This is a genomic window from Prochlorococcus sp. MIT 0801 (assembly GCF_000757865.1).
Lineage (GTDB): Bacteria > Cyanobacteriota > Cyanobacteriia > PCC-6307 > Cyanobiaceae > Prochlorococcus_B.
Genome location: NZ_CP007754.1, coordinates 1,151,546 through 1,172,496, shown reverse-complemented (window position 1 = coordinate 1,172,496; position 20,951 = coordinate 1,151,546). Strand labels below are relative to the sequence as shown.

At 35.4% G+C, this 20,951-nt stretch carries 37 protein-coding genes; 17 read left to right on the top strand and 20 right to left on the bottom strand.

Annotated features, from left to right (window positions below):
* Positions 1-182 precede the first annotated feature (182 nt).
* The 3 genes from EW15_RS06410 (at position 183) to EW15_RS06400 (ending at position 4,022) form a co-directional block, all read left to right on the top strand.
* Positions 183-1,169, top strand: coding sequence for a hypothetical protein (locus tag EW15_RS06410; protein ID WP_038653321.1), 987 nt, complete (start codon positions 183-185; stop codon positions 1,167-1,169).
* Positions 1,170-1,311: 142 nt separating this feature from the next.
* Positions 1,312-3,594, top strand: a complete 2,283-nt coding sequence (locus EW15_RS06405) for an esterase-like activity of phytase family protein (protein WP_225866536.1) — start codon at positions 1,312-1,314, stop codon at positions 3,592-3,594.
* Between the two features lie 83 nt (positions 3,595-3,677).
* Positions 3,678-4,022, top strand: coding sequence for a hypothetical protein (locus EW15_RS06400; protein WP_052041185.1), 345 nt, complete (start codon positions 3,678-3,680; stop codon positions 4,020-4,022).
* On the opposite strand, the gene EW15_RS06395 is transcribed toward EW15_RS06400, so the two are convergent.
* The 4 genes from EW15_RS06395 to EW15_RS10910 form a co-directional block, all read right to left on the bottom strand.
* Positions 4,019-5,152 (bottom strand): cell wall metabolism sensor histidine kinase WalK, encoded by a 1,134-nt coding sequence (locus EW15_RS06395; RefSeq protein ID WP_038653315.1) that lies wholly within the window; start codon positions 5,150-5,152, stop codon positions 4,019-4,021. The two genes, EW15_RS06400 and EW15_RS06395, sit on opposite strands and share 4 nt — an antisense overlap.
* 9 nt (positions 5,153-5,161) lie before the next feature.
* Positions 5,162-5,902: a response regulator transcription factor gene (locus EW15_RS06390; RefSeq protein WP_038655288.1), complete on the bottom strand. Its 741-nt coding sequence runs from the start codon at positions 5,900-5,902 to the stop codon at positions 5,162-5,164.
* Positions 5,903-5,989: 87 nt separating this feature from the next.
* Entirely contained in the window at positions 5,990-6,622 is a 633-nt protein-coding gene (locus tag EW15_RS06385) for a Crp/Fnr family transcriptional regulator (RefSeq protein ID WP_038653312.1), read from the bottom strand.
* A gap of 118 nt (positions 6,623-6,740) precedes the next feature.
* Positions 6,741-6,959: a hypothetical protein gene (locus EW15_RS10910; protein ID WP_156095766.1), complete on the bottom strand. Its 219-nt coding sequence runs from the start codon at positions 6,957-6,959 to the stop codon at positions 6,741-6,743.
* Positions 6,960-7,025: 66 nt separating this feature from the next.
* Here EW15_RS10910 and EW15_RS06380 point away from each other — a divergent pair, with 66 nt between their 5' ends.
* Complete coding sequence (locus EW15_RS06380) at positions 7,026-7,256, top strand: hypothetical protein (RefSeq protein ID WP_038653310.1); 231 nt, start codon at positions 7,026-7,028, stop codon at positions 7,254-7,256.
* 128 nt (positions 7,257-7,384) lie between these two features.
* Here EW15_RS06380 and EW15_RS10905 read toward each other — a convergent pair whose 3' ends face one another.
* From EW15_RS10905 to EW15_RS10595, 3 genes are all read right to left on the bottom strand, one after another.
* The gene (locus EW15_RS10905) at positions 7,385-7,618 is read right to left on the bottom strand and encodes a hypothetical protein (RefSeq protein WP_156095765.1); all 234 of its coding nucleotides are present in this window, start codon (positions 7,616-7,618) and stop codon (positions 7,385-7,387) included.
* Between the two features lie 301 nt (positions 7,619-7,919).
* Positions 7,920-8,216, bottom strand: a complete 297-nt coding sequence (locus EW15_RS11490; RefSeq protein WP_225866535.1) for a hypothetical protein — start codon at positions 8,214-8,216, stop codon at positions 7,920-7,922.
* Positions 8,216-8,419 carry a DUF2905 domain-containing protein gene (locus EW15_RS10595; RefSeq protein WP_071841059.1) on the bottom strand — a complete coding sequence of 68 codons (204 nt, stop codon included), beginning with the start codon at positions 8,417-8,419 and terminating at the stop codon, positions 8,216-8,218. Before EW15_RS10595 ends, EW15_RS11490 begins: the two co-directional genes overlap by 1 nt.
* Before the next feature lie 318 nt (positions 8,420-8,737).
* Here EW15_RS10595 and EW15_RS10590 point away from each other — a divergent pair, with 318 nt between their 5' ends.
* The 5 genes from EW15_RS10590 (at position 8,738) to EW15_RS10900 (ending at position 10,958) form a co-directional block, all read left to right on the top strand.
* Positions 8,738-8,917: a hypothetical protein gene (locus EW15_RS10590; RefSeq protein WP_071841058.1), complete on the top strand. Its 180-nt coding sequence runs from the start codon at positions 8,738-8,740 to the stop codon at positions 8,915-8,917.
* A 121-nt stretch (positions 8,918-9,038) separates the two neighbouring features.
* On the top strand, positions 9,039-9,617 hold the full coding sequence (locus EW15_RS06370) for a S41 family peptidase (protein WP_052041184.1): 579 nt from the start codon (positions 9,039-9,041) through the stop codon (positions 9,615-9,617).
* A 190-nt stretch (positions 9,618-9,807) separates the two neighbouring features.
* Positions 9,808-10,086 carry a hypothetical protein gene (locus tag EW15_RS06365; protein WP_369793856.1) on the top strand — a complete coding sequence of 93 codons (279 nt, stop codon included), beginning with the start codon at positions 9,808-9,810 and terminating at the stop codon, positions 10,084-10,086.
* Between the two features lie 272 nt (positions 10,087-10,358).
* Positions 10,359-10,706: a hypothetical protein gene (locus tag EW15_RS11685; protein WP_038653304.1), complete on the top strand. Its 348-nt coding sequence runs from the start codon at positions 10,359-10,361 to the stop codon at positions 10,704-10,706.
* Between the two features lie 81 nt (positions 10,707-10,787).
* On the top strand, positions 10,788-10,958 hold the full coding sequence (locus EW15_RS10900) for a hypothetical protein (RefSeq protein ID WP_156095764.1): 171 nt from the start codon (positions 10,788-10,790) through the stop codon (positions 10,956-10,958).
* A 222-nt stretch (positions 10,959-11,180) separates the two neighbouring features.
* Here EW15_RS10900 and EW15_RS11625 read toward each other — a convergent pair whose 3' ends face one another.
* Both EW15_RS11625 and EW15_RS11620 read right to left on the bottom strand, forming a co-directional pair.
* On the bottom strand, positions 11,181-11,312 hold the full coding sequence (locus tag EW15_RS11625; RefSeq protein WP_255327217.1) for a hypothetical protein: 132 nt from the start codon (positions 11,310-11,312) through the stop codon (positions 11,181-11,183).
* The gene (locus tag EW15_RS11620) at positions 11,299-11,433 is read right to left on the bottom strand and encodes a hypothetical protein (protein WP_255327216.1); all 135 of its coding nucleotides are present in this window, start codon (positions 11,431-11,433) and stop codon (positions 11,299-11,301) included. The genes EW15_RS11625 and EW15_RS11620 overlap by 14 nt, the downstream gene beginning before the upstream one ends.
* A 543-nt stretch (positions 11,434-11,976) precedes the next feature.
* Between EW15_RS11620 and EW15_RS11310 the strand changes: the two genes are divergently transcribed.
* Together EW15_RS11310 and EW15_RS06350 are read left to right on the top strand one after the other, a co-directional pair.
* Positions 11,977-12,141: a hypothetical protein gene (locus EW15_RS11310; RefSeq protein WP_197049662.1), complete on the top strand. Its 165-nt coding sequence runs from the start codon at positions 11,977-11,979 to the stop codon at positions 12,139-12,141.
* 224 nt (positions 12,142-12,365) lie between these two features.
* On the top strand, positions 12,366-12,893 hold the full coding sequence (locus tag EW15_RS06350) for a hypothetical protein (RefSeq protein ID WP_038655279.1): 528 nt from the start codon (positions 12,366-12,368) through the stop codon (positions 12,891-12,893).
* 282 nt (positions 12,894-13,175) lie between these two features.
* Here the strand turns inward: EW15_RS06350 and EW15_RS06345 are convergent, their stop codons facing one another.
* The 5 genes from EW15_RS06345 to EW15_RS06325 are packed head-to-tail and all read right to left on the bottom strand — an operon-like array spanning position 13,176 to position 13,843.
* Positions 13,176-13,301 carry a chlorophyll a/b-binding protein gene (locus tag EW15_RS06345; RefSeq protein ID WP_011294351.1) on the bottom strand — a complete coding sequence of 42 codons (126 nt, stop codon included), beginning with the start codon at positions 13,299-13,301 and terminating at the stop codon, positions 13,176-13,178.
* On the bottom strand, positions 13,301-13,447 hold the full coding sequence (locus EW15_RS06340; RefSeq protein WP_038653298.1) for a high light inducible protein: 147 nt from the start codon (positions 13,445-13,447) through the stop codon (positions 13,301-13,303). The genes EW15_RS06345 and EW15_RS06340 overlap by 1 nt, the downstream gene beginning before the upstream one ends.
* Entirely contained in the window at positions 13,447-13,596 is a 150-nt protein-coding gene (locus EW15_RS06335) for a high light inducible protein (protein WP_038653295.1), read from the bottom strand. Before EW15_RS06335 ends, EW15_RS06340 begins: the two co-directional genes overlap by 1 nt.
* The gene (locus EW15_RS06330; RefSeq protein WP_011295030.1) at positions 13,596-13,715 is read right to left on the bottom strand and encodes a high light inducible protein; all 120 of its coding nucleotides are present in this window, start codon (positions 13,713-13,715) and stop codon (positions 13,596-13,598) included. The genes EW15_RS06335 and EW15_RS06330 overlap by 1 nt, the downstream gene beginning before the upstream one ends.
* 20 nt (positions 13,716-13,735) lie before the next feature.
* Positions 13,736-13,843 (bottom strand): high light inducible protein, encoded by a 108-nt coding sequence (locus EW15_RS06325; protein WP_011125327.1) that lies wholly within the window; start codon positions 13,841-13,843, stop codon positions 13,736-13,738.
* 399 nt (positions 13,844-14,242) lie between these two features.
* Between EW15_RS06325 and EW15_RS10895 the strand changes: the two genes are divergently transcribed.
* Together EW15_RS10895 and EW15_RS10890 are read left to right on the top strand one after the other, a co-directional pair.
* Positions 14,243-14,407, top strand: coding sequence for a hypothetical protein (locus EW15_RS10895; protein WP_156095753.1), 165 nt, complete (start codon positions 14,243-14,245; stop codon positions 14,405-14,407).
* Between the two features lie 292 nt (positions 14,408-14,699).
* Positions 14,700-14,876, top strand: coding sequence for a hypothetical protein (locus tag EW15_RS10890; protein ID WP_156095762.1), 177 nt, complete (start codon positions 14,700-14,702; stop codon positions 14,874-14,876).
* A gap of 90 nt (positions 14,877-14,966) precedes the next feature.
* On the opposite strand, the gene EW15_RS11305 is transcribed toward EW15_RS10890, so the two are convergent.
* The 3 genes from EW15_RS11305 to EW15_RS06320 form a co-directional block, all read right to left on the bottom strand.
* Positions 14,967-15,119, bottom strand: a complete 153-nt coding sequence (locus tag EW15_RS11305) for a hypothetical protein (RefSeq protein WP_197049661.1) — start codon at positions 15,117-15,119, stop codon at positions 14,967-14,969.
* A gap of 450 nt (positions 15,120-15,569) precedes the next feature.
* Entirely contained in the window at positions 15,570-15,716 is a 147-nt protein-coding gene (locus EW15_RS11300) for a hypothetical protein (RefSeq protein ID WP_197049660.1), read from the bottom strand.
* Between the two features lie 8 nt (positions 15,717-15,724).
* Entirely contained in the window at positions 15,725-15,925 is a 201-nt protein-coding gene (locus tag EW15_RS06320; protein ID WP_038653291.1) for a hypothetical protein, read from the bottom strand.
* Between the two features lie 604 nt (positions 15,926-16,529).
* On the opposite strand from EW15_RS06320, the gene EW15_RS06315 reads away from it, so the two are divergent.
* Together EW15_RS06315 and EW15_RS06310 are read left to right on the top strand one after the other, a co-directional pair.
* Positions 16,530-16,769, top strand: coding sequence for a hypothetical protein (locus tag EW15_RS06315; RefSeq protein ID WP_038653288.1), 240 nt, complete (start codon positions 16,530-16,532; stop codon positions 16,767-16,769).
* A gap of 20 nt (positions 16,770-16,789) precedes the next feature.
* Positions 16,790-17,212: a hypothetical protein gene (locus tag EW15_RS06310; RefSeq protein ID WP_052041183.1), complete on the top strand. Its 423-nt coding sequence runs from the start codon at positions 16,790-16,792 to the stop codon at positions 17,210-17,212.
* 1,126 nt (positions 17,213-18,338) lie between these two features.
* On the opposite strand, the gene EW15_RS11295 is transcribed toward EW15_RS06310, so the two are convergent.
* From EW15_RS11295 to EW15_RS06305, 3 genes are all read right to left on the bottom strand, one after another.
* Entirely contained in the window at positions 18,339-18,509 is a 171-nt protein-coding gene (locus EW15_RS11295; RefSeq protein ID WP_197049659.1) for a hypothetical protein, read from the bottom strand.
* On the bottom strand, positions 18,509-18,712 hold the full coding sequence (locus EW15_RS10585) for a DUF2905 domain-containing protein (protein WP_071841057.1): 204 nt from the start codon (positions 18,710-18,712) through the stop codon (positions 18,509-18,511). Before EW15_RS10585 ends, EW15_RS11295 begins: the two co-directional genes overlap by 1 nt.
* A 211-nt stretch (positions 18,713-18,923) precedes the next feature.
* The gene (locus EW15_RS06305; protein WP_038653285.1) at positions 18,924-19,142 is read right to left on the bottom strand and encodes a hypothetical protein; all 219 of its coding nucleotides are present in this window, start codon (positions 19,140-19,142) and stop codon (positions 18,924-18,926) included.
* A gap of 268 nt (positions 19,143-19,410) precedes the next feature.
* Between EW15_RS06305 and EW15_RS10325 the strand changes: the two genes are divergently transcribed.
* The gene (locus tag EW15_RS10325; protein ID WP_052041182.1) at positions 19,411-20,334 is read left to right on the top strand and encodes a lectin-like protein; all 924 of its coding nucleotides are present in this window, start codon (positions 19,411-19,413) and stop codon (positions 20,332-20,334) included.
* A 127-nt stretch (positions 20,335-20,461) separates the two neighbouring features.
* Positions 20,462-20,950, top strand: coding sequence for a hypothetical protein (locus tag EW15_RS06295; RefSeq protein ID WP_038653282.1), 489 nt, complete (start codon positions 20,462-20,464; stop codon positions 20,948-20,950).
* Position 20,951 lies beyond the last annotated feature (1 nt).

The following is a 20,951-nucleotide window of genomic DNA, read 5'->3' as shown; positions in this document are numbered from 1 at the left end:
TTTTTATTTTTTTTAAGCTCAAGAAATTTCAAAATGACGATTTTTACTCTAAAAAAAATTAATGTTTACTTCGTTGAACCTTAACCAAACCATTACGTAACTTTAGTCACTCCTAAACCTGCATCTTATACCTTTCATTTGGATGTTAAATCCATTACCTTTTTATCTTGTGTGAGGACACGATGAAATTTTTTAAGAGCTTATTAATAGCTCCTGCAGCATTAGGCCTTATGGCTCCTGTTGCTGTTAATGCAGATACTGCATTTAGCCCAACTACAAAATTAAAAAGCAGTGTAAATTTCACTGTTGGTTCTAATACAGATTCAGCAGATGGAGACGAGCTTCATTCTTCATATGAAATGAAGTGGAAAGCTACTACTAGTTTTACTGGTGAAGACAAGCTTGTTGGAAAATTTGAAATTGGAAGTGGTAAAACCTTAGCTGGGGGAATCGATCCTCAAAGCAGTAAGGGCGACGGTAAAACACCAACTCTTACTGATCTTTATTACCAATTCCCTCTTGCGGAAGATTTAACAATAAGCGTCGGACCAAAGATGGATGGAGATCAAGGTCTTGCTGGTACTACATCTATCTATGGTGAGCCAGTTCTATTGGCAGTTGATGGATACTATGCTCTTGCCGGTGAAGGTGGAACAGGTGCAACTATCGCTTATGCAGGAGATAATGGCTGGAATGCTTCTCTTAACATGACAGCTGCTGATGGTGATGATGCAAGTAAGGGAATCTTTGGTGACAATACTGAAGACTATGTAACTGCTCAGCTTGGTTTTGATGGAGATGGTTTTGGTGGAACATTTACATATAGTGATAGCAGTGATACATACACTGCATACGGTATTGGTGGCTATTTCCAGCCAGAATCAATCCCTGTTACCGTAAGTGCTTATTTTGATTCAATGGATCCTGAAACAGGTGAAGAAGATGAAAACTGGGTTGTTGGTGTAGAAGCTGATGCAGGTCCAGGTACACTTGGCGTAGGCGTAGGAACTCAAAAGGGAACTGATGAGAAGCTTACATACGAAGCTTGGTATGACTACAAGATTGCTGATGGCGTCAAGATCACTCCAATGATCTGGACATCAGAAGATGCTGGTGTCGGTGGAGAAGATCTATCTGGCGCAGCTGTTAACGTTAAGTACAAGTTCTAAACTTCTTACTTAAACTTTTCAAAAAGGCCCCTACATTAGGGGCCTTTTTTTATACATAGTTGTTAAACGCCTCTTAACTTGTTGCTAATCAAATTTTTAATTGAAAAAGTTTTTCTCTTAACTTCAGTCAGCTAATAATTAGATGTCTGATTTTTACTCAATGAAAAAAAGGGTTGTACTAGCATGTGGCTCAGCAGTGCTAGCTCTCTTAGCCTCCTCTAGCACAGCAAGTATTGCAGGTTGGCGGGATGCTTCAAATAAGAATTTCAATAGAGTTTCTTCTTTCGCTATCAATAGGAATCTTCCATCTGGTGTAAAGTCCACAACTAAAACATCTGCAGAGACCATCACAGCAACTAAGGATGGAAAAACACTTATCTACACTGATAGTGATCTTGGTGTTGTAGGAATAATAGATATTACCGATCCATCAGATCCTAAAGCTGAAGGGATTATCGAGTTAGACGCAGAACCAACATCAGTTATGGAGCGTAAAGGTAAAATCTTTGTAGGTATTAATACATCTGAAAGCTATACAAATCCATCAGGATCAATAACTTCATACGATCTAAAAACAGGTATTAAGTCAAAAGAATGCAACGTTGGTGGTCAACCTGATAGTGTCGCAATTGCCCCAAGCGGAAAATTTATCGCAGTTGCGATTGAGAATGAAAGAGATGAAGAATTTAATGATGGTGTGATTCCACAAATGCCTGCAGGTAATGTAGCTTTTGTAAAGCTAAAAGGAGGAGATCTTGATTGTGATTCAATGTTCTTCGCAGATGTCTCTGGTCTTTCTGAAATAGCACCAAGTGATCCTGAACCAGAATTTCTAACGATTAATAAAAAAGGTGAAACAGTTGTTTCACTGCAAGAAAATAATCACTTGGTGGTACTAAATAAAAAAGGTGAAGTTATCTCCCATTTTTCAGCAGGTCTAGTAAGTCAAATGGCAGGAATGGATACTAAAAAAGATGGAGCACATACATTCAAGAAAAAGCTAAAAAACGTTAGACGTGAACCAGACGGACTAACTTGGATTGATAACGATCATTTTGCGACAGCTAATGAGGGAGATTACAAGTTAAAGAAAGAAGGTCAGGCAAAAAGAGGAGGTTCTAGATCTTGGACGATTTGGAATAAAGATGGTTCTGTTGTTTATGAAGATGGAAACAGACTAGAAAGAGCTATTGCACAAATTGGTCATTTTCAAGACGATCGTGCTGGAAAGAAAGGAGTAGAACCTGAATCAGTGACTTATGCGAAAATCAAAGGTACTCCTTATATGTTTGTAGGAGCTGAAAGAGCTGGAGTTGTAGCTGTATATGATGTATCAGATTTAAGTCAGCCAACACTCCTTCAACTATTACCATCTGGTATTGGACCAGAAGGATTTGTCGCAATTCCTAAACGTGGTTTAATCGCATCTTCTAACGAAAAAGATTACAACAAGAAAGAACCTGGCTTGGCTTCACATGTAATGACTTACGAGCTCCAAAAGGCAGATGCAATTTATCCACACATCACTAATGAAGGTGGATATGACTTTGTTAGTTGGGGATCGATTAGCGGAATGGTTGATGGAGGCGATGGAAAGATTTATGCCGTTAACGACAGCACATTTTCGTCACAGCCAAGAATTTATGTGATCGATACGAATTACAGCCCTGCCATACTTGATACTGCAATAGACATCAAGTTAAAAGGAAAGACTGCTCCATTTATGGATATGGAGGGAATTACACTTGATGGTAAAGGTGGTTTTTATGTTTCCACAGAAGGATTCAAAGAGAAAGGTGGTCCAGGGATAGAACAAGCTCCAGCTGCTGTTTATCACATCAGCTCAGATGGTGAAATTCTTGAAAAAATAGATGTACCCTATTCCCTTATTCAATATCAAACGAAAGCTGGCTTTGAAGGGATAGCAAAAGTTGGAGATACTCTTTACATGGCACAACAAAAGCCATGGGCGGATGATCCATTTAATACAACAAAAATTGTTACTTACAACTTAGAAAGCAAAGAATGGGGAGCTGTTAACTATGTATTCGAAAAGCAAGGTAGAAAAGGTGGCGTAGGAATTTCCGAATTGACTCATCATGACGGATACCTTTATGCAATTGAAAGAGATAGCAATTACGGTGCAAAGGCTAAATTAAAGTCTATTTTCCGTATCAAAGTTTCTGATATCAATCCTGATCCAATTTCGAATGATACTTCTACACCAATTCTATATCCATTGGTTAAGAAAGAGTTCGTTAAGGATTTGAGATCAGATCTAACTTCAACAGGTGGATTTATTCTTGAAAAAGTTGAAGGCCTAGCTATCAAGAAAGATGGTACCGCTTACATATCAACTGACAATGATGGAACTTCAAAAAAATCAACTGGAGAAACCTTATTCCTAAATATAGGAAAGCTTTAAATCAATCAACTAAGAGAGAGGGTACAGCATATAGATGTTGTACCCTTTTTTTTTTATCCATTAAATTCGATGTATTTAAATTCATGAAGAGAAAATATCTTTTAGCTATTTTTAGTTATCTATTTTTTTGCTTGCTAGAAACATCAAAAGCAGAGGATAAATACTTTTGGCAAGCAGCAAGATACTACATACATAATGTAGAAGAAATGAATAAGGCATGTGATGATATGAGGTCTGAAAATGAATACGGTGTTTCAGCCTTTGTTGATTTTTATATGCCATCACTCCCAGATAGATTCTGGTCTGCAATTGGTAAAAGACAAACTTATTGGTACGAAGAAAATGATGGTAGTTATCTATTAACTGGTGATGCTGTTCGAGACTTGAAAAGACTTATAGCAAGAAAAAACTGTCCAGATATTTACTAAACAATCTGTTTTTGTAGAGGTAATTTGATTTTCATCAAAGTACCACCATTAGTATCATTAGAAGCTTCAATAGCCCCTTTGTGATTAACAACTATTTGTTGAGCTATTGAGAGACCTAAACCACTACCTATACGTTTGTTTTTATACCTAGATGGATCACCTCTATAAAAACGTTGAAACATATTTTTCAGATCATCTTTACTTAACCCTGGCCCTTCATCTTTGATACTTAAAATTAGATGTTTATCATCTTCATAAATTTGAGTATTGATGTTAGCTGAATCAGGGGAATATCTAATTGCATTATCAAGCAAATTAAAAACAACCCTATATAATTTCTCAGAATTACCCTCTATTAAAGAATTAGTTTTCGATGTATTAACTAAATTTAATTTTTTCTTATCTGCCAGCGGCTTAAGGGTATTCCATGAACTGAGTATAATTTCTTCCATATTAATTTTTTTTGTAAATTCATCCTCAACTGAAGATGCATTGACTAATCTCGACAACTCCAATAAATCATTCACCATCAACTTAAGTCTTAAAATTTCTTTTCTTAATCTCTTTATTAAAGGCCTATCCTTTTTCTTAACCAAATTATCCAATCTATCACCAAGTAACATGAGTGCAGTTAATGGGGTTTTCAATTCATGAGCGGCATCACCTAACATTCTCTCTTGTAATTGACGCTGATATTCTAGAGATCTTTTATTAGTTAAAAGTATTAGCGTAGTGGATTTTGAGCTTGGCATTATAGAAATCTCAAGCTCTTTTTCATTAAAGAAATAAGAAATACTTTTAAATGTCTTTGAGCTATTAAGCTTTTGAATTTCTCTTTTTATCTCGTCTGAGATTTTGAGTTTATAGAGGGATTTCCCTAATATTTTTGAATCCTTTTTAATAGACAATAATTTCTTAGCTTGCTTATTGATATACATGATTTTGTTCTTAGACGTAATAATAATCCAACCCTGATTAATATCATCTACCCAATTTAAAAGTTGAGTGACATCAACTTCTTGTTGACGATTAAACCATTTTAAAAAATTCTTTGTGGTCCTTCCAACTCTTCTAATACTTAGAATCTTTTTTATTAATCTAAATAGTTTTTTAAATGTTTTTTTTAACATAATTCGCCATTACCCAAATTTGTAGCCAAAACCTCTAACGGTTTTTATATAGCTTGGAGCCGATGCATCTTCCTCTATCTTTTCTCTAATCCACCTAATGTGTACATCTACAGTTTTAGAATCTCCCACATAATCAATCCCCCAAATTCGTTCTAAAAGTTGATCACGACTCCACACCCGCTTAGGATTCTGCAGAAACAACTCCATGATTTTGTATTCCTTTGGGGCAAGATTTATTTCCTTATTGTTTTTAGTGACTCGGTATTCCTGTTTATATAAGGAAATATTTTTAAAGCTAAGGACTTGGGAAGAATCTTGAGTTTGATCATGATTAGTTTCAGACCTTCTTAAAATTGCACGACACCTAGCAATTAATTCATTTAAGCCAAATGGCTTTATCAAATAATCGTCGGCTCCAACTTCTAAACCCAATACACGGTCTGATTCGCTGTCTTTTGCACTGACAATAAGAATTGGTGTTTTTATATTGTTTTTTCGGACTCTTCTACAAAGCTCAATCCCATTCAGGTTGGGTAACATCAAGTCTAAAACAACTAAATCAAGATTTTGGCTTGTGTCGAACTGAGAAAAAATTCTTGTCTGAGCTTCATCACCAGTCTTACAAACTTCGACTGCATAACCTTCTGCAACAAGAGCTTCACGGAGTGTTTCACGAATACTTTTATCGTCTTCAACAATAAGAAGCCTTTTTTTAGCCTTGGATAGCTTGTCAGAGACAGGACTGATCACAGGTATCAAACTAATATCCTTGATTATATCAAGTATAGTTGATTTATAAGGAAATTGAATGAAGCGAGCTGATCTTGAAAAGAATACTTATATAGTTGATCGCTGTGTTAGTACGTATTTGCTTCTTTCAAGTATTAACCATTTTGATTCTTTCAAATCACTCATTATTCTTGTAACTGTAACTCTAGTTGTTGATAATAAATTAGCTATTTCTTGATGTGTAAGGCGAATATCTATAACAATTCCATCTTTACATTCTCGTCCATATCTCTCAGCTAAAAATATAAACAAGGACTTAATTCGGTCTTCCATTCGTCTGATTGACTTGATGGATAAAAGCATTTCTGTTTGCTGATAAGTTTTCCTGAGTGCATTAAAGATGGATATAGATAATGTTGGGTTTTGTTCAATTTCAATCAAAGAAATTGGTAAAAGATCACAGTTGCCCATTGCATAAGCTTCGTATGGATTGGATGTGGATAATGTTTCGCCAAAAACATTATCACTACTGACTAAACCTAGTATTGATATTTCTCCATCTAGATTTAACGTTTGTATTTTTATAACACCTCTTACAACTAACCAAATATAACTTTTGCTTAATGATACTTTTTCTCCTGAAGGAATATTAACTATATGACTCGCATGATACATATTTTCTAAAACTTTTATAAATAATTGACTTTCTTTGGATAAGGATTCCTGATAAGATGAAGTCATCAACTTATAAAAATTTTTCCAAACCTAGCATCCGTTTGAATGTGACAATTAAAGGATTTATTTAATTTACTTTAAATTTTATTTAAGAATAGTTTAAGAAGAATCAATAATGTGAATATTAAGTATTCACATGAATTAATAAAAGATAATAACCGTTTCTTAAACTCTTCATAAACATACAACAGATGACATCGGCTAATATTTTTATGTGATTAATTTTTGTTATGTTAATTACTGAAGAATTATCAATAAAGTCAATATATTTAATCAGCTTAGGCTTAGCACTTTTACTTTTATTAAATATTTCTTTAAGTCTCATTAATGCTACCTCTGACATGAAAGAAAGTAACACTACAGATCATATGTTTCTGGATTGAAAATTTTATTAATTTACGAATAATATATGAAAATTCTATTTGTTACTATACCTCTTTTAGTTTTGATTAGTGGCGTAAGTAAGAGTTCGATAGAAGTAATAGAATCTAAATCAAAGACCGTATATGCTGAAAAATTAGCAAGAGAATTGTGTCTTGATTGGCATTCAATTTCAATGGAAGAACTGCCATTAAAAGTCCCAAAGAAAATGATAGAAATTGCTGCTAGTGTGGCTTGTTTTCACCAGAGTGTGAATTGATATAGTTAATATTTTTTAATTAAAATAAAATGACTAGAAAAAGCTCATGAATCAAGTAAAAGCTGTATTCCCATTTTTAGCGGCACTTGTTGTTTAGCGTCAACCTCTCAAACTTGTAGACAATTGACTTACACGTCCATATAGTTCATCTTTCTAATTGGGTTACTTGGCCTCCATTGCAAGATTCCTTTGAGATATTGATCTAATGGTTTGTGATTTCTTGGGTGCAAATCAAGATATTTTCTCCCTTCAATACTGACTTCATAAGGCTTTAACCAACCATCTTTGCGCACTTTATAGAGGGTTGACCTAGAAGAATAACCAAGGATTCGTGCGGTTTCGCTATAGGTGCAATACGGCATGGTTTGTAACTTGTAGACAAATAGAGAGAAGTTGTTACAACTTCTTCAAAAGCTTGTGCTAACTACTCTTATAACTTAAAAAAGCTGTTTAAAACCATTAACTGTCCATACTTTTTATTTGATAAGCCTAGGAGAATTTTGCGATCCGAAATTACCCATGAATCTCAACCCAAGAAGGACCCAATGAAACTCAGCAACTCAGTAACTCAGCAACTCAGCAACTCAGTAAATTCCTATAACTTACTTATGTAGTCAATATTATATTAATTAACCTTTTATAAATTATTAGTGAGTTAGTGAGTTAAAAATTCATAAGAGACTGCACTGACTGGCTTTTAGGGGAACTCACTGGATTTGGTTTGCTGAGTTGGTCTGAGTTGTTTTCTGGTTTAGTCCATAATCTAGAGCGATCACCTTTCTTGTTTTTCCAGCCGAACATTTCAGCCATTTTTCCGGTTGAAGCAAAGTATCCAATCGCTCCAAGAAACAAACCAAAAACAATCAGATTGGGAACGATATCTACAATGATCTGAGCTTCTCCAAACGTAAGAAACATAATCACAACAAATATTCTTACCCAGTTATCAGCGAAACTCATTATGACGATCGGAATAAGTTAAAAATGACTGTAAGTAGCAGACTAATGGCAATACAGCTGACCACTGGGAAATAAAATGTTGAATTCTGACCTCTAAGAATGATGTCCCCAGGTAATCTTCCCAAGCCTATTTGTTTTAAGTAAGGATATAGAACACCAATCGAAGCGATTACAAGTCCAAGTGTAATTAGTATCCTTTGCATTATTAGTTATTAATTAACCCAACTGTAGTAATACTTGGGTGATAGCAACATTTTCAATTATTACGTTTTCAATTAAACCTTTCCTAGGGTCTCTGCCTACACTTTGAGTACTGGCTCAGGCTTTAGGGAGGTTTAGATGCCTCCCGCAAAAAATGCAAGATAAAACAGTAATTTATACTGATTTGATTTTTAGATCACTTTGATTAGAAAAGAATTATCAGAACTTTTATTTTAAGACTCGGTTCTGATAGTAGAGGGGAAGGCATTCAAAGTCATATTGGATGGAATGCCTCCCCAACATTTTTAGGAGGACTTATTATGTCTTGTGGAAATCCATTTAATCATCTACTAAAGAATGTCAAAGGATCTTTTCTGAACCATGAGTTGTTTTCCACTTCCAAACCTAAATATGATGATGATGTGATTGAGTGCATGCAATTTGGTATTTGCTCCTCTAATCCTCCTCGTCTAAAAGATATTCCGTATTTTCATTTTTAACTAGTTATATTTAAATTTCAAAGAGCCTTTAAAAATAGGAGTAGCTATAAATCAAGTGGACGGCATATATTAGAAATTGATAGCGCATATTGTTTAAATTTAGTGTAGGGAACATCCAAGAATGAAACACTTACTACTTCCTTTTATTTCTGCTTTTGTATTGCCGCTCACTGTAAAGGCTGAAGTCTCAGAAGAGATTCACAAACGTTGCCTAGAAGCTAGAGATTACTCAGGTTGCGTAATGACTAACCGGGGGAAAACTCCAAGTATCAAAAGAGAAATAACTGGTATTGGTATAACGCTTTTTCTGAATAGTGATACAGCAGAATTAACAATTCAATCAGTTATTAATAGCTCTCCTGCCAGTGATGCCGATATGGAATCTGGTGATGTAATCCTAAAGATAGATGGAAAGTCTACGAAAGGAATGGGTTTAAAGGAGGCAATTAAATTAATCAAAGGTCCTAAAGATAAGCCAATTAAATTAGTCATTGGTAGAACTAACGAAAAAGGTAAAAGAAAAAAAATTGAGGTGAACTTGATTCGAGATACATTTGTTATTACTGAACGAGAAGCTTTGAATCAATTAAACATAAGAGAATTTTTTAAGTATGGTTTTCCACGGGATCTACAGCCAATGAATCCACAAGGTTACCCTCCTGAGTCAAATAAAGAATTATTCCCCAATAACCAAATCTAATTCAATTGCTAACTCCATTTTGCACTAATTAATAGTAAAGAGTTTTGTATAAGACTTATCTGTAATTTATCGGTATACCCAACCAGCTAGTAGTATCAACCGATCTTGGTCGTAGAGGCCGTATCAAATTCTTCGGTTTGCAACATTTTAAATTCCAAGTAGTCGAGTCAAAGTAGATATGTCCTTTGAAATGAATGTAATGTATTCCTCTTTATTTGATGCTGTATTCGCTGATTCTTTCTTCTCTCCAATGAGAACAGTTTATGTTGTCTCTGATAGTGAGCTAGAAGAAATCAAGAGAACTCAAAGAGAAGAAGAACTCGCAAATATCGAGGCTTCTCGTAAGAGACTCGAGGAAAGTTATCAATCTCGAGTCAAGGTTCTTGATGATCGAGAGCATGAACTACAAGAAGAGATCAAAGCTCTTGCTCCAGCGAAGAAGGAGAAAGAGAAAGTCACTGCTTCGTAAATATGGTCAGCGGATGAGAGACGATCATGAGGGGGCAATAAGCTCCCTTTTTTTTTATTGCTTTCTTTGTGTGATTGCTCTGAACGGCCCCTTAACGATTGAAAAGTCTGCAGATCAATGATTGATTCATTATTAAGCCCTAATAAACTGATATAAAAGGGATTCAGGATGAGACGAGGTTAAAGAGCCTTGATTTTTAGGCATTAAGACTCATTGATATTCTGTAGCCGTTGATACAAAAATAACATCCCTTTAGAAATGGAGCATTTGCGATGCCCCTTAGAAAACCACTCCACATAACACCTCAGGGTGGATCAATTCTTTGTTTAGAGGGCTTGTCTGGAAGAATTTTTAGAGCTTGTTCTTTGAATCAATGCACTTATACAGGTAATCTTCACGGTGCAAAATCGTTTTTAGACTTTATCGAAAACAAAACTAATAAATTTCTTCCTTCTAGAAAAAAGAACGAAAAGATCCCGTCTCAACGTAAAACAACTCTTAAATGGAATGAAGACGGAAGTCTATCTTCTATTGATATGGCAAGAATATTGAATCGTCTTGAAAAAACAAATTTGACCGAATGTGATCTTTCTTGCGAATGGGGAACTTCGAGTTTGTAGGTAATTAGCCTTTCTTTATCAATTAATCAACTAAAAGAATTTTAGTTGTAACTTCTAGTCATCATCACGGAGGTGCAAGTTATGTCCGTCAGAGACCCCTTCCCTACACGTTTTATTGTCGTAGGCAAAGAGGCGATAGCTCGAATTTACACCGCATGTTCAATAGGCGATGATGGCTTGCGATGCATCTTTCATACCGTTGAAACAAGCCTGCAAAGGAGGCGTTATGAAGATTTCCCAGAAGCTCGTTAAAAATCTGAAAAAAATATCGTGTCATCTTCTTGCTGTTTTTACATGCGTAATGGCATGGCTTTGTGCTGTGCTTATGTTTCCACTAATGCTATTTATCTGGGCATTAGATACTAAGAAAACAAGAATTAACAGATATAGAAGTTATGAGTGGACCTGGAACAAGATTGCTGGAATTTATGGATAAGTCCTACAACTGTGAGGCGGTGGTCAATGGCTTAAAAATTAGAGTTTTACCAAGTAGGAAATAAACCAAGCGGCAAAAATAACTTTTCCCAAAATGAGATATGGAACAAACTTAAAAGCCTTCTTTTCGAATGCTGCTTTATCAAATGCTGTTTTATCAGCTGAAGTCATGAGAAAGAAGCAACTGAATTTCTAGCGGGGTTAAATCACTATTTTCTATTCCCCAAAGCTCTCCTTTGTCTGAAGCTTCAAGGATAGATTCGTAAAAATCAGGTGAGAATTTTGAAGGCATTGTTCTAATTAAACGATTACGGAAGAAGCAACATCAAACGAGCCTGATGCAAGTAGTAGCGCAGGGATGCAAAAAAGAGCTAGGAACTTAACTGCTGAAGAATTATTGATTGAAGTCATGGCAAGTAGAGATTAAAAATTTACAGTGAAACTCAGTTCTGAATCACTGTGTGAAAAATATAAAAAGTATCCAGTTACTAATGACGTTCGGTTGGAGTAGGGCTAACCGTGGAATAAATTTTTCTTATGTATCATGCATCTCTTTTTGAACAGATTTAACTTTCAGGGTGTGGTCTATGGCTTAAACGACTAGGCAAAAGAAAACCTCCTTTTTAGGGGAGGCTCTCTATTTCTTAACCTGAGCTAGCAGTTGCTAGCAGAGCTAAGTCTTAACTTGATGAGTTGATTCTAACCTTTTTTCTTTTTATTACGTGAGCGTATTACACCGTCACTTTTGTAACCGGATGAACTATTTGAGTAATTTTATTCATTTACAAACGATTATCGTTTTCGCTTGAGTGGTTTATATATCCGTACTTCGACTATGGGTTCTTTTCCAAAAGCTACGCATAAATATGCTTTCGCAATGGTTGAGGCGGCTAGGAGAATGCCAGTAGATAAGGCAGAAAAACTAGATCACATAAAGCAATTAAGATTCGATGTTCAATTTAAAGCTCTTAAAAAAAGAATTAATAGAAGGATCACTTAGAAATTAACTTTTTATTAAACTTTTTGTAGTGTTCTCCTACTCCCAATAAGTAAACAGAAGGATTAGACCAAAGGTGTAGCAAGAGGAGGTCTTATGAGACTATTCACCCCCTTCACTATCCCCAAAAAAGATAACTGCGATCTTTGCAGGATTAGAAAGAATAATCATAAGAGGTGCAAATAGCCTCAATCTTCTCTGAACACAACAGTAAAGGAGGATTTGAAATGCGTTTAAATTTTGTTCCTACTCACGTTTTCCGTGAGACACCTCAAGTATCTTTCTTCGATGCAGGAGTAAAAGGATGTAATGGCTCTGATGTCGTCATTCATCACGGCAATGCAATTTCACCACCAGATGATGGAGATTTTGAACAGTATTACGTACATCGACATCAAATTGATCACAATTTAGTCATTGAAGGTAGTCGTGTTTTTACTTTGATCAATCCTGAATGGGATGAACCTCATCACATTATTTATTTAAATCGTGCCATGGGCGCACTTCAAATTACTGCCGGAACATATCATCGATCAATCTCTAATAAAGAAGGAAGTATTGTTCTAAACCAAGCCGTAAGAGATGAAAAATTTAATCCTGAAAATGAATTTATACCAGTTAGTTTAAGAGACAGAAAAGATCTGCAAGAAGCTCAAAAGAAAAATCCTGTTTACTGGGTTTGGGAAAAAGATCAGATTAAAAGGATTAAGCTCGATCCAATTAAATCTAAGAAAAAAGCTCTAAGTAAACTTTAGAAAAATCTAAGAGCAAATTTAAAATCCAAGATAAGTTCAACCCTTTGAAAGAAAGTAATATTATTTGACAGCCAATTACTCATCTAAACAACTAGGGGTGATTCAGGTCAGTCCTTTTATATGACTATTCTGTAGTTTTGCCAATTAATACATTTTTAGAACAAGTGTTTTCAAAGCTGAATATCTCCAGTTTTAGTTACTCATAGTCTATAAAGCACTAAAAAAGGCCTCTTCCGTAATGACAGAGAAGAGACCTTTTTTAATTTGATTTAAAAGCTAGTACTATACGATTCCTGGAATGATCCAGCCTGTTAATCCGTAGTTAATCACAGCAGCAAAGAAGCCCATCATCGCAAGGCGGCCATTCATTTGCTCGGCTGTTTTCCAGTAGTTAGTTTCTTTGTTCATTAAACAAAACCTGGAATGATTTGACCTGTTGTTAGGTATGCGCCAATAAGGGCTAAGCATCCAACAGAGGCAGCTAGACCATTGAGTCGTTCAGCAAACACTTTGCCTTCTTCTACTCTTGGTGTTTCAGTGGTTTGATTTTTCATTAAACGAAACCTGGAATAATTTGACCTGTTGTTGCATAAGCACCAACCAAAGCAATGCATCCAAACAAAGCTGCATAACCGTTAAGTCTTTCAGCAGTTACCTTTTCAGGATCGATATTTCTGCTGTTGTTGTTGTTTTCAGTAGTCATTAAACAACACCTGGGATAAGTTGACCGGTTGTTAGGTAAACACCTGTTAGTAGAACGAATGCCATCATGGCTGGTCTGCCGATGCTTCTTTCTAGGATTGTTTTGTTAGATGGTTGCATTGTTATTAGTAGTTATTGGTTTAAAAAATTCCAGGAATGATTTGACCTGTTGTTGCATATGCACCGAAGGCTGCTACGAAGCCAAGCATTGCTGCCCAACCGTTAAACTTTTCTGCTTCTGGAGTCATTACTTGAATTGCGTTGTTGCCATAAACATAAAGTATTAACTTTGTTGATCAAAGATACGGTCAGGTACGGCTTCTTCTAATACTTCATAGAAATATGTCTAAAACCCTAATGACAGAAACTAATTAGAGAGATCTTGATCCAATGATTAGATCTATTGATAACCCTTATAAGTATAAATAGCCCGAACTGGTTAGCCCTACTTCAACAGTCCTACTGCAATTGAGAGCCTCTATTCATATTTGTCAAATATTTATAAACCAACTAGATCCAAACTTTTAGTCATGCTTGCACTCAACAAATCTACAGCTGCAAAACTAATTGTTCTCTGGAATCTTCCTGCGCTTTTTTTATTAGCTGGTGCTTATGAAGTTGGTACTACCGTATTTGCTTAACTAACAATGACATCATCTGATAACAGCCCAAAGAATTGGTCCGAGTGGAACAACACAAAGCATTTCACTGATTATTCAAGAGATTCAGGTACAGGCAAATTTGTTCGCTTTACCATTGCTGCCTTACTCTTCGTTCCAGTTGGCTTTCTTGCTTACATGACTACTATCTAAGAAAAAATTCAGCCGGAAAATATTAATCTAATACTATTTGGGATGCTTTTTATAGGCCTACAACTTTGGTTGCTTATTCCAATTACAATTAAGAGCAACGAGTTAAAGAAATACAATTTTAATCTGCAAGAAGAAAGGAGTCAACTTGAAAAACTATATAGAAAATAAATATTTAACATCAAACAAATTTAAGAAGAATAAAAATAAAATAAGCAAACCTAATCACGTATTAATCCCTATATGTTTTTTATTAAGATAGGAGTAAAAACAATATTCATAAGTAGGATTATTTATGTCTTGCGGAAAACCGTTAAAACATGCACAAGAAAAAGCAAAGCCAATAACTAGTAATTTCAATTCATTTCCTTTCGAGAAAGAGGGAATAGTATCTTTTTACCAAGATCCATTTAATTCTATCGATTGCAAAAATGAGGTCCTGCAACTTGGCAAGGCTAAGCCGATTGATTAGATCATAAGAATTCATTGATTTGCATAATCAATTTAAAAGTAAATACCTACAACAAGCTAAGCATGCAAGAAATATTTTTTATAACCATTACTAATTCTCATTCTTGAGATGAACCTCAACACATCTTGTTGTACATTCAACCCCCTCATCATCAAGTGAGCAAGCTGTCACACAGGCGAAGTACAACTCAATTGCATCTCTTTCTTCTATGCTTTGACTATTAACAGAAGAACTAGAAGACATATCTCACCTCATGCATAGAACTTACAACTATTTAGCACCAATGTTCGTCTTATTTGCACTTCACTACTTTATATAAATACCTATTTTATACATCCAATTGAATATTGATTACTTGCTAATTATAAAATCTAAATAAGTAAATAAAGCTGTGTGGTTATAAAAAGAAAAAAGTAACAATAAAGCTTTTGATTGCACAATATTCGCAAAACTTCTAATAATTCTTTAATTATGAACTCGGTTTTTTAATGGGAAGACGTCAAAGGTACCGCAGTGCTCCCTTTTGAGTATCGCTACTTAGTGATTGTGGCTTTTATTTCCTGACCCAGCAGAACATTTAAGCCATTTCCCCAGTTGAAGCAAAGTATCCAATCGCTCCAAGGAACAAACCAAAAGCAATCAGGTTGGGAACGATCCCACCAAAAATTTGAGCTTTAGCTAAAAGAATTATTTTTATTGATGATGAGGTACTTTCTCACCTCGCCTGACTTTTGCTTTTCTGGTTTGATCGAAATAAATAATCACCCCACAAAAAAATGCTAATCCAACCAAGTTTGGAATAATCCCACCAATAATTTCGAACTCATCAAAGAACTCCATTTATCTGATCAGCTATTGAGCGAGAAACCCCACTGTAAAACTAATAAAAATAAAGCAGTGGTTACAAAGGGTGCAGCCGGGTATTGACTCTTTAATTTGTTAATCGAAAATTGTGACCATGAGAACTGACTATCGTTAGTTCTTGTTTTCTTTTCTTTTTTGGCTTTTGGAGGTAAACCAAGTTCTCTTCTTCTTTTTGCTTCTCCCATTCTGATCTAGTAAAAGCAAGATAATAAAAGGTGCTTTTTCTTACTGTGATTTTAATAGATCATTCTTTTTTAAGGGCTGTACTGAGTTCCCCCCCCCCCCTTTTAACTTCGATAGCAATCAGAAACGACAATAGTAAATACTTAAGTGGTCTCCATATAGATTTTTAATAGCTTCGGGAGTAGAAATGAATTATGGATCTTCAGGAGGTTTAGTTATGACCTGCGGAAACCCCTTCAACCATATGCTTAAAAATATTATGGTTGAAATGTTCGATTCACCTTATTTGTGGAAGATCAGGGACGATAAAGAGTTGGAGTGCCTAACGTATGGTTTTTGCTCTAGGCCTGAATCCTTCCCACGGCCTAGAAGAGTAGTCCTTTAGGAGGTTTTAAATGAAATTTACTGAACTGCTTTTGATTTTCTCATCATTGTCTATGACGTTCTTAGGCTTTTCATTCTTATAGACTAAAAGCTTGGTTGACAGTCGATTTATTTGGGGGGCATTGGCCCCCATTTTTTTTACGAGCAAATACAACAACAACAGCAGCAATAAAAAAATAGAAAGGTTTTGTCCTTTAATAGAAAATCAGCCGATTCAAGGAAATGAAAAAACTTTTCTCTTTTGTTCTTGGTCTTCTTTTGTTTTTCTGCCCTCTTTCAGTTCAAGCGGAAGATGATGAGCTAATACCCCAAGAGGAAATAGCTGAAGCACCTGCTCTTGAACCAATGACGGAAGAGCAACTAAACGATTTACTGGGTGAGGAAATGTATTTAGGTACTCTTGATTTGCGAGGCAACAAGGTTGATACCAAGCGTGATTACAGCAAGAAAAAGAAAGAATAGATAGGAAAGCCCTACTTCATATGACTGAACCTGAAGTCCATCCAAAGAAATATTTTGATCAAATAGAGGTGTTTGGCTCCATGGAGAAGCGTTCATGGATCCATGGTCCAAAGTCTCCAAAGAGATTCTTTATAAATGAACCCAAATGCCCTGTAAGAAACCCCTTCGACAGAATCGATGGAGTTGTAAGGGAAGAGGGAATAAAACTATTCGATAATTTAGTTTGGCAGCAATGGCATGAAGATCGACAAATGCCTAAGAGTGCAAAAAAGTGGTTTGAAGCACGAGTGAGAGAGTTTAAATCTAGAACAGATATTGATCTTGTTTGTAATTGTCGAAGATTTAGAGGTCAAGATGATGCTGTATGTCTACAAGCTAAATACCCTTGCGATTGTCATGGCTATACATTAAAAAAATATATTGAATTTTTAGCTAACAATTAGGAACACTATTTTCTCTTGCCTAGTCTTCAAGCCATAGACCACCGCCTAACAGAAGATAGTAAAAAAGACTGGAAAGCCCTACCTAAACCGAACAGCACTAGTGGAGAAGTTCTTTTTATGTTTATCTAACGCAAGAGCGAGTATCGAATTGATGCTTTAGCTCTAGTCAGAGAAGGGGACAGTCGCTGAAATCCTGTTCCTTTGCTCGCAAATCACAAAAAGTTCATTAGGTCTGCACTTTTTTTGGTAAACAAAAACTTAGGTTAAGCCTTGCATTTCCTACATACCCAGCATGACCAGTCTCCTCAAGATATTGATTAGGCGCTTTGAGTAACTATTAAAGCTTGAAAACCCTCCCTCAGAAGAGGTTTTTTTGTGTTTAGCCTTCAAGTCATAGAACACCGCCTAAAAGTTAAATCCGTTCAAAAAGAGAAGCATGATACATAAGAAAAATTTATCCCACGGTTAGCCCTACCCCAACCGTACGTCATTAGTAACGTGATACTTTTTATATTTAATTCATCAGTGACTTACGTCTGAGTTTCGCTGAAATTTTTTTAATCTTTACTTGCCATGACTTCAATCAATAATTCTTCAGCAGCTAAGTTCCTTGCTCTTTTTTGCATACCTGCTCTAATCCTTGCATCAGGTTCATTTGATGTTGCTACTTCAGTAATCGTTTAGGACTAAAAATGGACATGAATCCTTTTAAGCCGTTAATTCAACATTGCGAAGATTTCTACGGAAAAATTCTTTCTATTAAAGATCCAATAAACAACTTTTATTTAAAACTACGTCTTAGCAAAGCCAACGCTTAAAACTTATGCACGGAGTAAACGTAATCATCATCATTGCAAGCTTGGCTATACCTGCTGGTTTGTTCATTGGCTTTTCAACAATTCTTGTTAAAAGACTTCGCCAGTGTTTGTAATGACCATATCTACTCAAGCACAACCAAAGAAAAAGTCATGGTTCGGACTAGGTGAGTTTATTGGTGGGATTCTGTTTGATCTTTACGCTCGTTACTAATCAATAGACCAACGCCTAGCAGTAGTTGGACTCACTCCATAAATCCCACAATTTTTAACTCCAGCCGTAATTTCTATATATGTTATTTCTTGTTTTTTTAGCCAAACATCTCAGCCATTTTCCCAGTTAAAGCAAAATATCCAATCGCTCCAAGAAACAAGTTTAAAGCAATCAGATTTGGAATGATATCTCCAATGATCTGAGTTTCTCCAAACGTAAGAAACATAATTACAACAAATATCCTTGCCCAGTTATCAGCGAAACTCATTATGACGATCGGAATAAGTTAAAAATGACTGTCAGTAGCAGACTAATGGCAATACAGCTGACTACTGGGAAATAAAATGTTGAATTCTGACCTCTAAGAATGACGTCCCCAGGTAATCTTCCCAAGCCTATTTGTTTTAAGTAAGGATATAGAACACCAATCGAAGCGATTACAAGTCCAAGTGTAATTAGTATCCTTTGCATTATTAGTTATTAATTAACCCAACTGTAGTAATACTTGGGTGATAGCACCATTTTCAATTGAACCTTTCCCAGGGTCTTTGCCTACACTTTGATTACTGGCTCAGGCTTTAGGGAGGTTTAGATGCCTCCCGCAAAAAATGCAAGATAAAACAGTAATTTATACTGATTTGATTTTTAGATCACTTTGATTAGAAAAGAATTTAGAGCAGAATTAAATTAATGTTTTGATATTCCATGATGTTTTGTCAATAACCTTATCTGTAATTTTTTCTCTATATGAGAATGTTGCCCATTCAAGTTCTTCAACAGTAAGAAATAAAAAAATAAAGGCCAAAATAGAATTAACAATAATAAATCTGATTCCTTCTATTAAAGTCTTAAGATCAAAAATTTGTCTGTCGCTATAGCTATATGCCGTCGCAAAAGTCATCTTTTAAAAATCATCAAAAACTATAGAAAAAGAATAAGAAATTCATATTAAATGTCAAGAGAAATGAAGCCAATCATCACCGACTAACAGTGGTAGGACTAACCACATATATTTCTGCGATCTTTTTCCAACTCCACCCTTAAGAGCGAAATCTATTGATCCTTGTCCGTTTAGTTTCTAATGTCCAGACAAAAAGCATTATTGGAATTAACAGCAGGGCTACTCAATATTTAAAGACATTTATGTAAATTCAATCTAGATTGACTAGATGGAGCAAAGTTTAAAGCTAAAACTCTTCAGGAAGCTCTTGAGTAAGCAAGGTGAGGAAGGTTTTTCTTTAATTGAACTTGTAGTTGTTGTGTCAGTGCTTGCAGTCCTGTCTGCGATTGCAATTCCCACGTTTAGCTGCTTCCAGAGAAAAGCTCAAGCGACTGCTGCATTGGCAGCCATAAAACAAATTCATACTGAATGTGAAATTAATAAATCTGATACAGGTAACGTAGGTACATTTACTCCAAGCAATTTAAATTCTTATCAAATCCAATCAGATGGATCTAATAGTTGTGGTGGAGCATCAGGAACAGGATTAATTAGTGCAATACCTACCGATACAAATATATTGCCTACTTTTATATTGGCGACTAATAGTAGTGAATTAACGTATAGCTTTAAAGGTCAGACAGGGACAAACTTAACAGATTGCCTAGGGTTTATATGTCAAACAAGACAAGGGAATGAACTACAAGCGAGAATTGAGTCAGAAGAGTTTGTGGTAGAAGGCTCATATCTTGAACGTGGTTGCTCTGCTTATGCTGTTGTTGAAGGACCAACTTGGGAAGAATCTGAGTCTAACGCTCAAAAACTTAATGGCCATTTAGTAACCTTAAATGACTTGGAAGAAAGTGAGTGGATTGTTCAAAATATAAAATGGGTACATCCTGAAAATAATACAGCTGGTGCTACAGCATATTGGGTTGGCCTGACTGATGCTGATAATGAAGGTGATTTAAAATGGGCAGATGGATCGGAGGTTAATATACCTGTTCAATCTAGTGATAATAATGGAAGTGAAGATTATTTCTCTTTAGTAGATAGTGGGGGGTTGAATGACCTAACACAAAACCCAGGGGATTGGAGTATGGGGCATTGGCAAATGCAATATGGAATAGCAGAAATATCAATTTGTAACTAGAAAAGTTTAATGAATCGTTTCTATATTTAAAGCACTAATTCGGTTGTCAACGTTTTGAGGGTGATATTTATTGAACCAAATTAGTTCTATGTGTCATAATAAATAATAATTTGTTGGAACCTTTTAAATGGGGAGAGGTCCTACTGATAAACGAGCCTTCGAATTTTTTCTTATTGAAAAAGGGTTAAGTGCGAAAGATATTGGATGGATACTATCTAAATTAGATAGTCAGGAATATGTTTTGGATGATTGCCATTATATGGCACGAATACTTAGCAAAGAGTCTGAAATTAAGGCAAAAGAAATTTTTATTAATCGTTATTTTGTTTTAAATGTGAGAGGTGTTATTAGTGAAAATAATCCTAATGACCTCTTCCAAGAATGTATAGATAAAAAGAAAATGTGGGTATTGCTTGAAAAGAACTTCGGCGCTACTTGTATAAAGCTTCCAGATGCAAGTGTTGATGTGGATACATATTTATTTGTTTGTGGCCCTAATAAAAAATGTCGAGAGGTAAGCAATGCTCAGTCATTAATGTTCTTTTCTCCGAATGAGATTAAAGAACCCAAAAAGCCTAATCCATTAGAAATGAGCTCACTTCGATTGGCTGGATAAA

What these genes read in the sequence shown, in the direction of transcription:
- EW15_RS06410 (WP_038653321.1), top strand. Translation starts at nt 183, where the DNA reads ATGAAATTTTTTAAGAGCTTATTAATAGCTCCTGCAGCATTAGGCCTT.
- EW15_RS06405 (WP_225866536.1), top strand. Translation starts at nt 1,312, where the DNA reads ATGTCTGATTTTTACTCAATGAAAAAAAGGGTTGTACTAGCATGTGGC.
- EW15_RS06400 (WP_052041185.1), top strand. Translation starts at nt 3,678, where the DNA reads ATGAAGAGAAAATATCTTTTAGCTATTTTTAGTTATCTATTTTTTTGC.
- EW15_RS06395 (WP_038653315.1), bottom strand. Translation starts at nt 5,152, where the DNA reads ATGTTAAAAAAAACATTTAAAAAACTATTTAGATTAATAAAAAAGATT.
- EW15_RS06385 (WP_038653312.1), bottom strand. Translation starts at nt 6,622, where the DNA reads ATGACTTCATCTTATCAGGAATCCTTATCCAAAGAAAGTCAATTATTT.
- EW15_RS10910 (WP_156095766.1), bottom strand. Translation starts at nt 6,959, where the DNA reads ATGTCAGAGGTAGCATTAATGAGACTTAAAGAAATATTTAATAAAAGT.
- EW15_RS06380 (WP_038653310.1), top strand. Translation starts at nt 7,026, where the DNA reads ATGAAAATTCTATTTGTTACTATACCTCTTTTAGTTTTGATTAGTGGC.
- EW15_RS10905 (WP_156095765.1), bottom strand. Translation starts at nt 7,618, where the DNA reads ATGCCGTATTGCACCTATAGCGAAACCGCACGAATCCTTGGTTATTCT.
- EW15_RS11490 (WP_225866535.1), bottom strand. Translation starts at nt 8,216, where the DNA reads ATGAGTTTCGCTGATAACTGGGTAAGAATATTTGTTGTGATTATGTTT.
- EW15_RS10595 (WP_071841059.1), bottom strand. Translation starts at nt 8,419, where the DNA reads ATGCAAAGGATACTAATTACACTTGGACTTGTAATCGCTTCGATTGGT.
- EW15_RS10590 (WP_071841058.1), top strand. Translation starts at nt 8,738, where the DNA reads ATGTCTTGTGGAAATCCATTTAATCATCTACTAAAGAATGTCAAAGGA.
- EW15_RS06370 (WP_052041184.1), top strand. Translation starts at nt 9,039, where the DNA reads ATGAAACACTTACTACTTCCTTTTATTTCTGCTTTTGTATTGCCGCTC.
- EW15_RS06365 (WP_369793856.1), top strand. Translation starts at nt 9,808, where the DNA reads ATGAATGTAATGTATTCCTCTTTATTTGATGCTGTATTCGCTGATTCT.
- EW15_RS11685 (WP_038653304.1), top strand. Translation starts at nt 10,359, where the DNA reads ATGCCCCTTAGAAAACCACTCCACATAACACCTCAGGGTGGATCAATT.
- EW15_RS10900 (WP_156095764.1), top strand. Translation starts at nt 10,788, where the DNA reads ATGTCCGTCAGAGACCCCTTCCCTACACGTTTTATTGTCGTAGGCAAA.
- EW15_RS11625 (WP_255327217.1), bottom strand. Translation starts at nt 11,312, where the DNA reads ATGACTTCAGCTGATAAAACAGCATTTGATAAAGCAGCATTCGAAAAG.
- EW15_RS11620 (WP_255327216.1), bottom strand. Translation starts at nt 11,433, where the DNA reads ATGCCTTCAAAATTCTCACCTGATTTTTACGAATCTATCCTTGAAGCT.
- EW15_RS11310 (WP_197049662.1), top strand. Translation starts at nt 11,977, where the DNA reads ATGGGTTCTTTTCCAAAAGCTACGCATAAATATGCTTTCGCAATGGTT.
- EW15_RS06350 (WP_038655279.1), top strand. Translation starts at nt 12,366, where the DNA reads ATGCGTTTAAATTTTGTTCCTACTCACGTTTTCCGTGAGACACCTCAA.
- EW15_RS06345 (WP_011294351.1), bottom strand. Translation starts at nt 13,301, where the DNA reads ATGAACAAAGAAACTAACTACTGGAAAACAGCCGAGCAAATGAATGGC.
- EW15_RS06340 (WP_038653298.1), bottom strand. Translation starts at nt 13,447, where the DNA reads ATGAAAAATCAAACCACTGAAACACCAAGAGTAGAAGAAGGCAAAGTG.
- EW15_RS06335 (WP_038653295.1), bottom strand. Translation starts at nt 13,596, where the DNA reads ATGACTACTGAAAACAACAACAACAGCAGAAATATCGATCCTGAAAAG.
- EW15_RS06330 (WP_011295030.1), bottom strand. Translation starts at nt 13,715, where the DNA reads ATGCAACCATCTAACAAAACAATCCTAGAAAGAAGCATCGGCAGACCA.
- EW15_RS06325 (WP_011125327.1), bottom strand. Translation starts at nt 13,843, where the DNA reads ATGACTCCAGAAGCAGAAAAGTTTAACGGTTGGGCAGCAATGCTTGGC.
- EW15_RS10895 (WP_156095753.1), top strand. Translation starts at nt 14,243, where the DNA reads ATGACATCATCTGATAACAGCCCAAAGAATTGGTCCGAGTGGAACAAC.
- EW15_RS10890 (WP_156095762.1), top strand. Translation starts at nt 14,700, where the DNA reads ATGTCTTGCGGAAAACCGTTAAAACATGCACAAGAAAAAGCAAAGCCA.
- EW15_RS11305 (WP_197049661.1), bottom strand. Translation starts at nt 15,119, where the DNA reads ATGTCTTCTAGTTCTTCTGTTAATAGTCAAAGCATAGAAGAAAGAGAT.
- EW15_RS11300 (WP_197049660.1), bottom strand. Translation starts at nt 15,716, where the DNA reads ATGGAGTTCTTTGATGAGTTCGAAATTATTGGTGGGATTATTCCAAAC.
- EW15_RS06320 (WP_038653291.1), bottom strand. Translation starts at nt 15,925, where the DNA reads ATGGGAGAAGCAAAAAGAAGAAGAGAACTTGGTTTACCTCCAAAAGCC.
- EW15_RS06315 (WP_038653288.1), top strand. Translation starts at nt 16,530, where the DNA reads ATGAAAAAACTTTTCTCTTTTGTTCTTGGTCTTCTTTTGTTTTTCTGC.
- EW15_RS06310 (WP_052041183.1), top strand. Translation starts at nt 16,790, where the DNA reads ATGACTGAACCTGAAGTCCATCCAAAGAAATATTTTGATCAAATAGAG.
- EW15_RS11295 (WP_197049659.1), bottom strand. Translation starts at nt 18,509, where the DNA reads ATGAGTTTCGCTGATAACTGGGCAAGGATATTTGTTGTAATTATGTTT.
- EW15_RS10585 (WP_071841057.1), bottom strand. Translation starts at nt 18,712, where the DNA reads ATGCAAAGGATACTAATTACACTTGGACTTGTAATCGCTTCGATTGGT.
- EW15_RS06305 (WP_038653285.1), bottom strand. Translation starts at nt 19,142, where the DNA reads ATGACTTTTGCGACGGCATATAGCTATAGCGACAGACAAATTTTTGAT.
- EW15_RS10325 (WP_052041182.1), top strand. Translation starts at nt 19,411, where the DNA reads ATGGAGCAAAGTTTAAAGCTAAAACTCTTCAGGAAGCTCTTGAGTAAG.
- EW15_RS06295 (WP_038653282.1), top strand. Translation starts at nt 20,462, where the DNA reads ATGGGGAGAGGTCCTACTGATAAACGAGCCTTCGAATTTTTTCTTATT.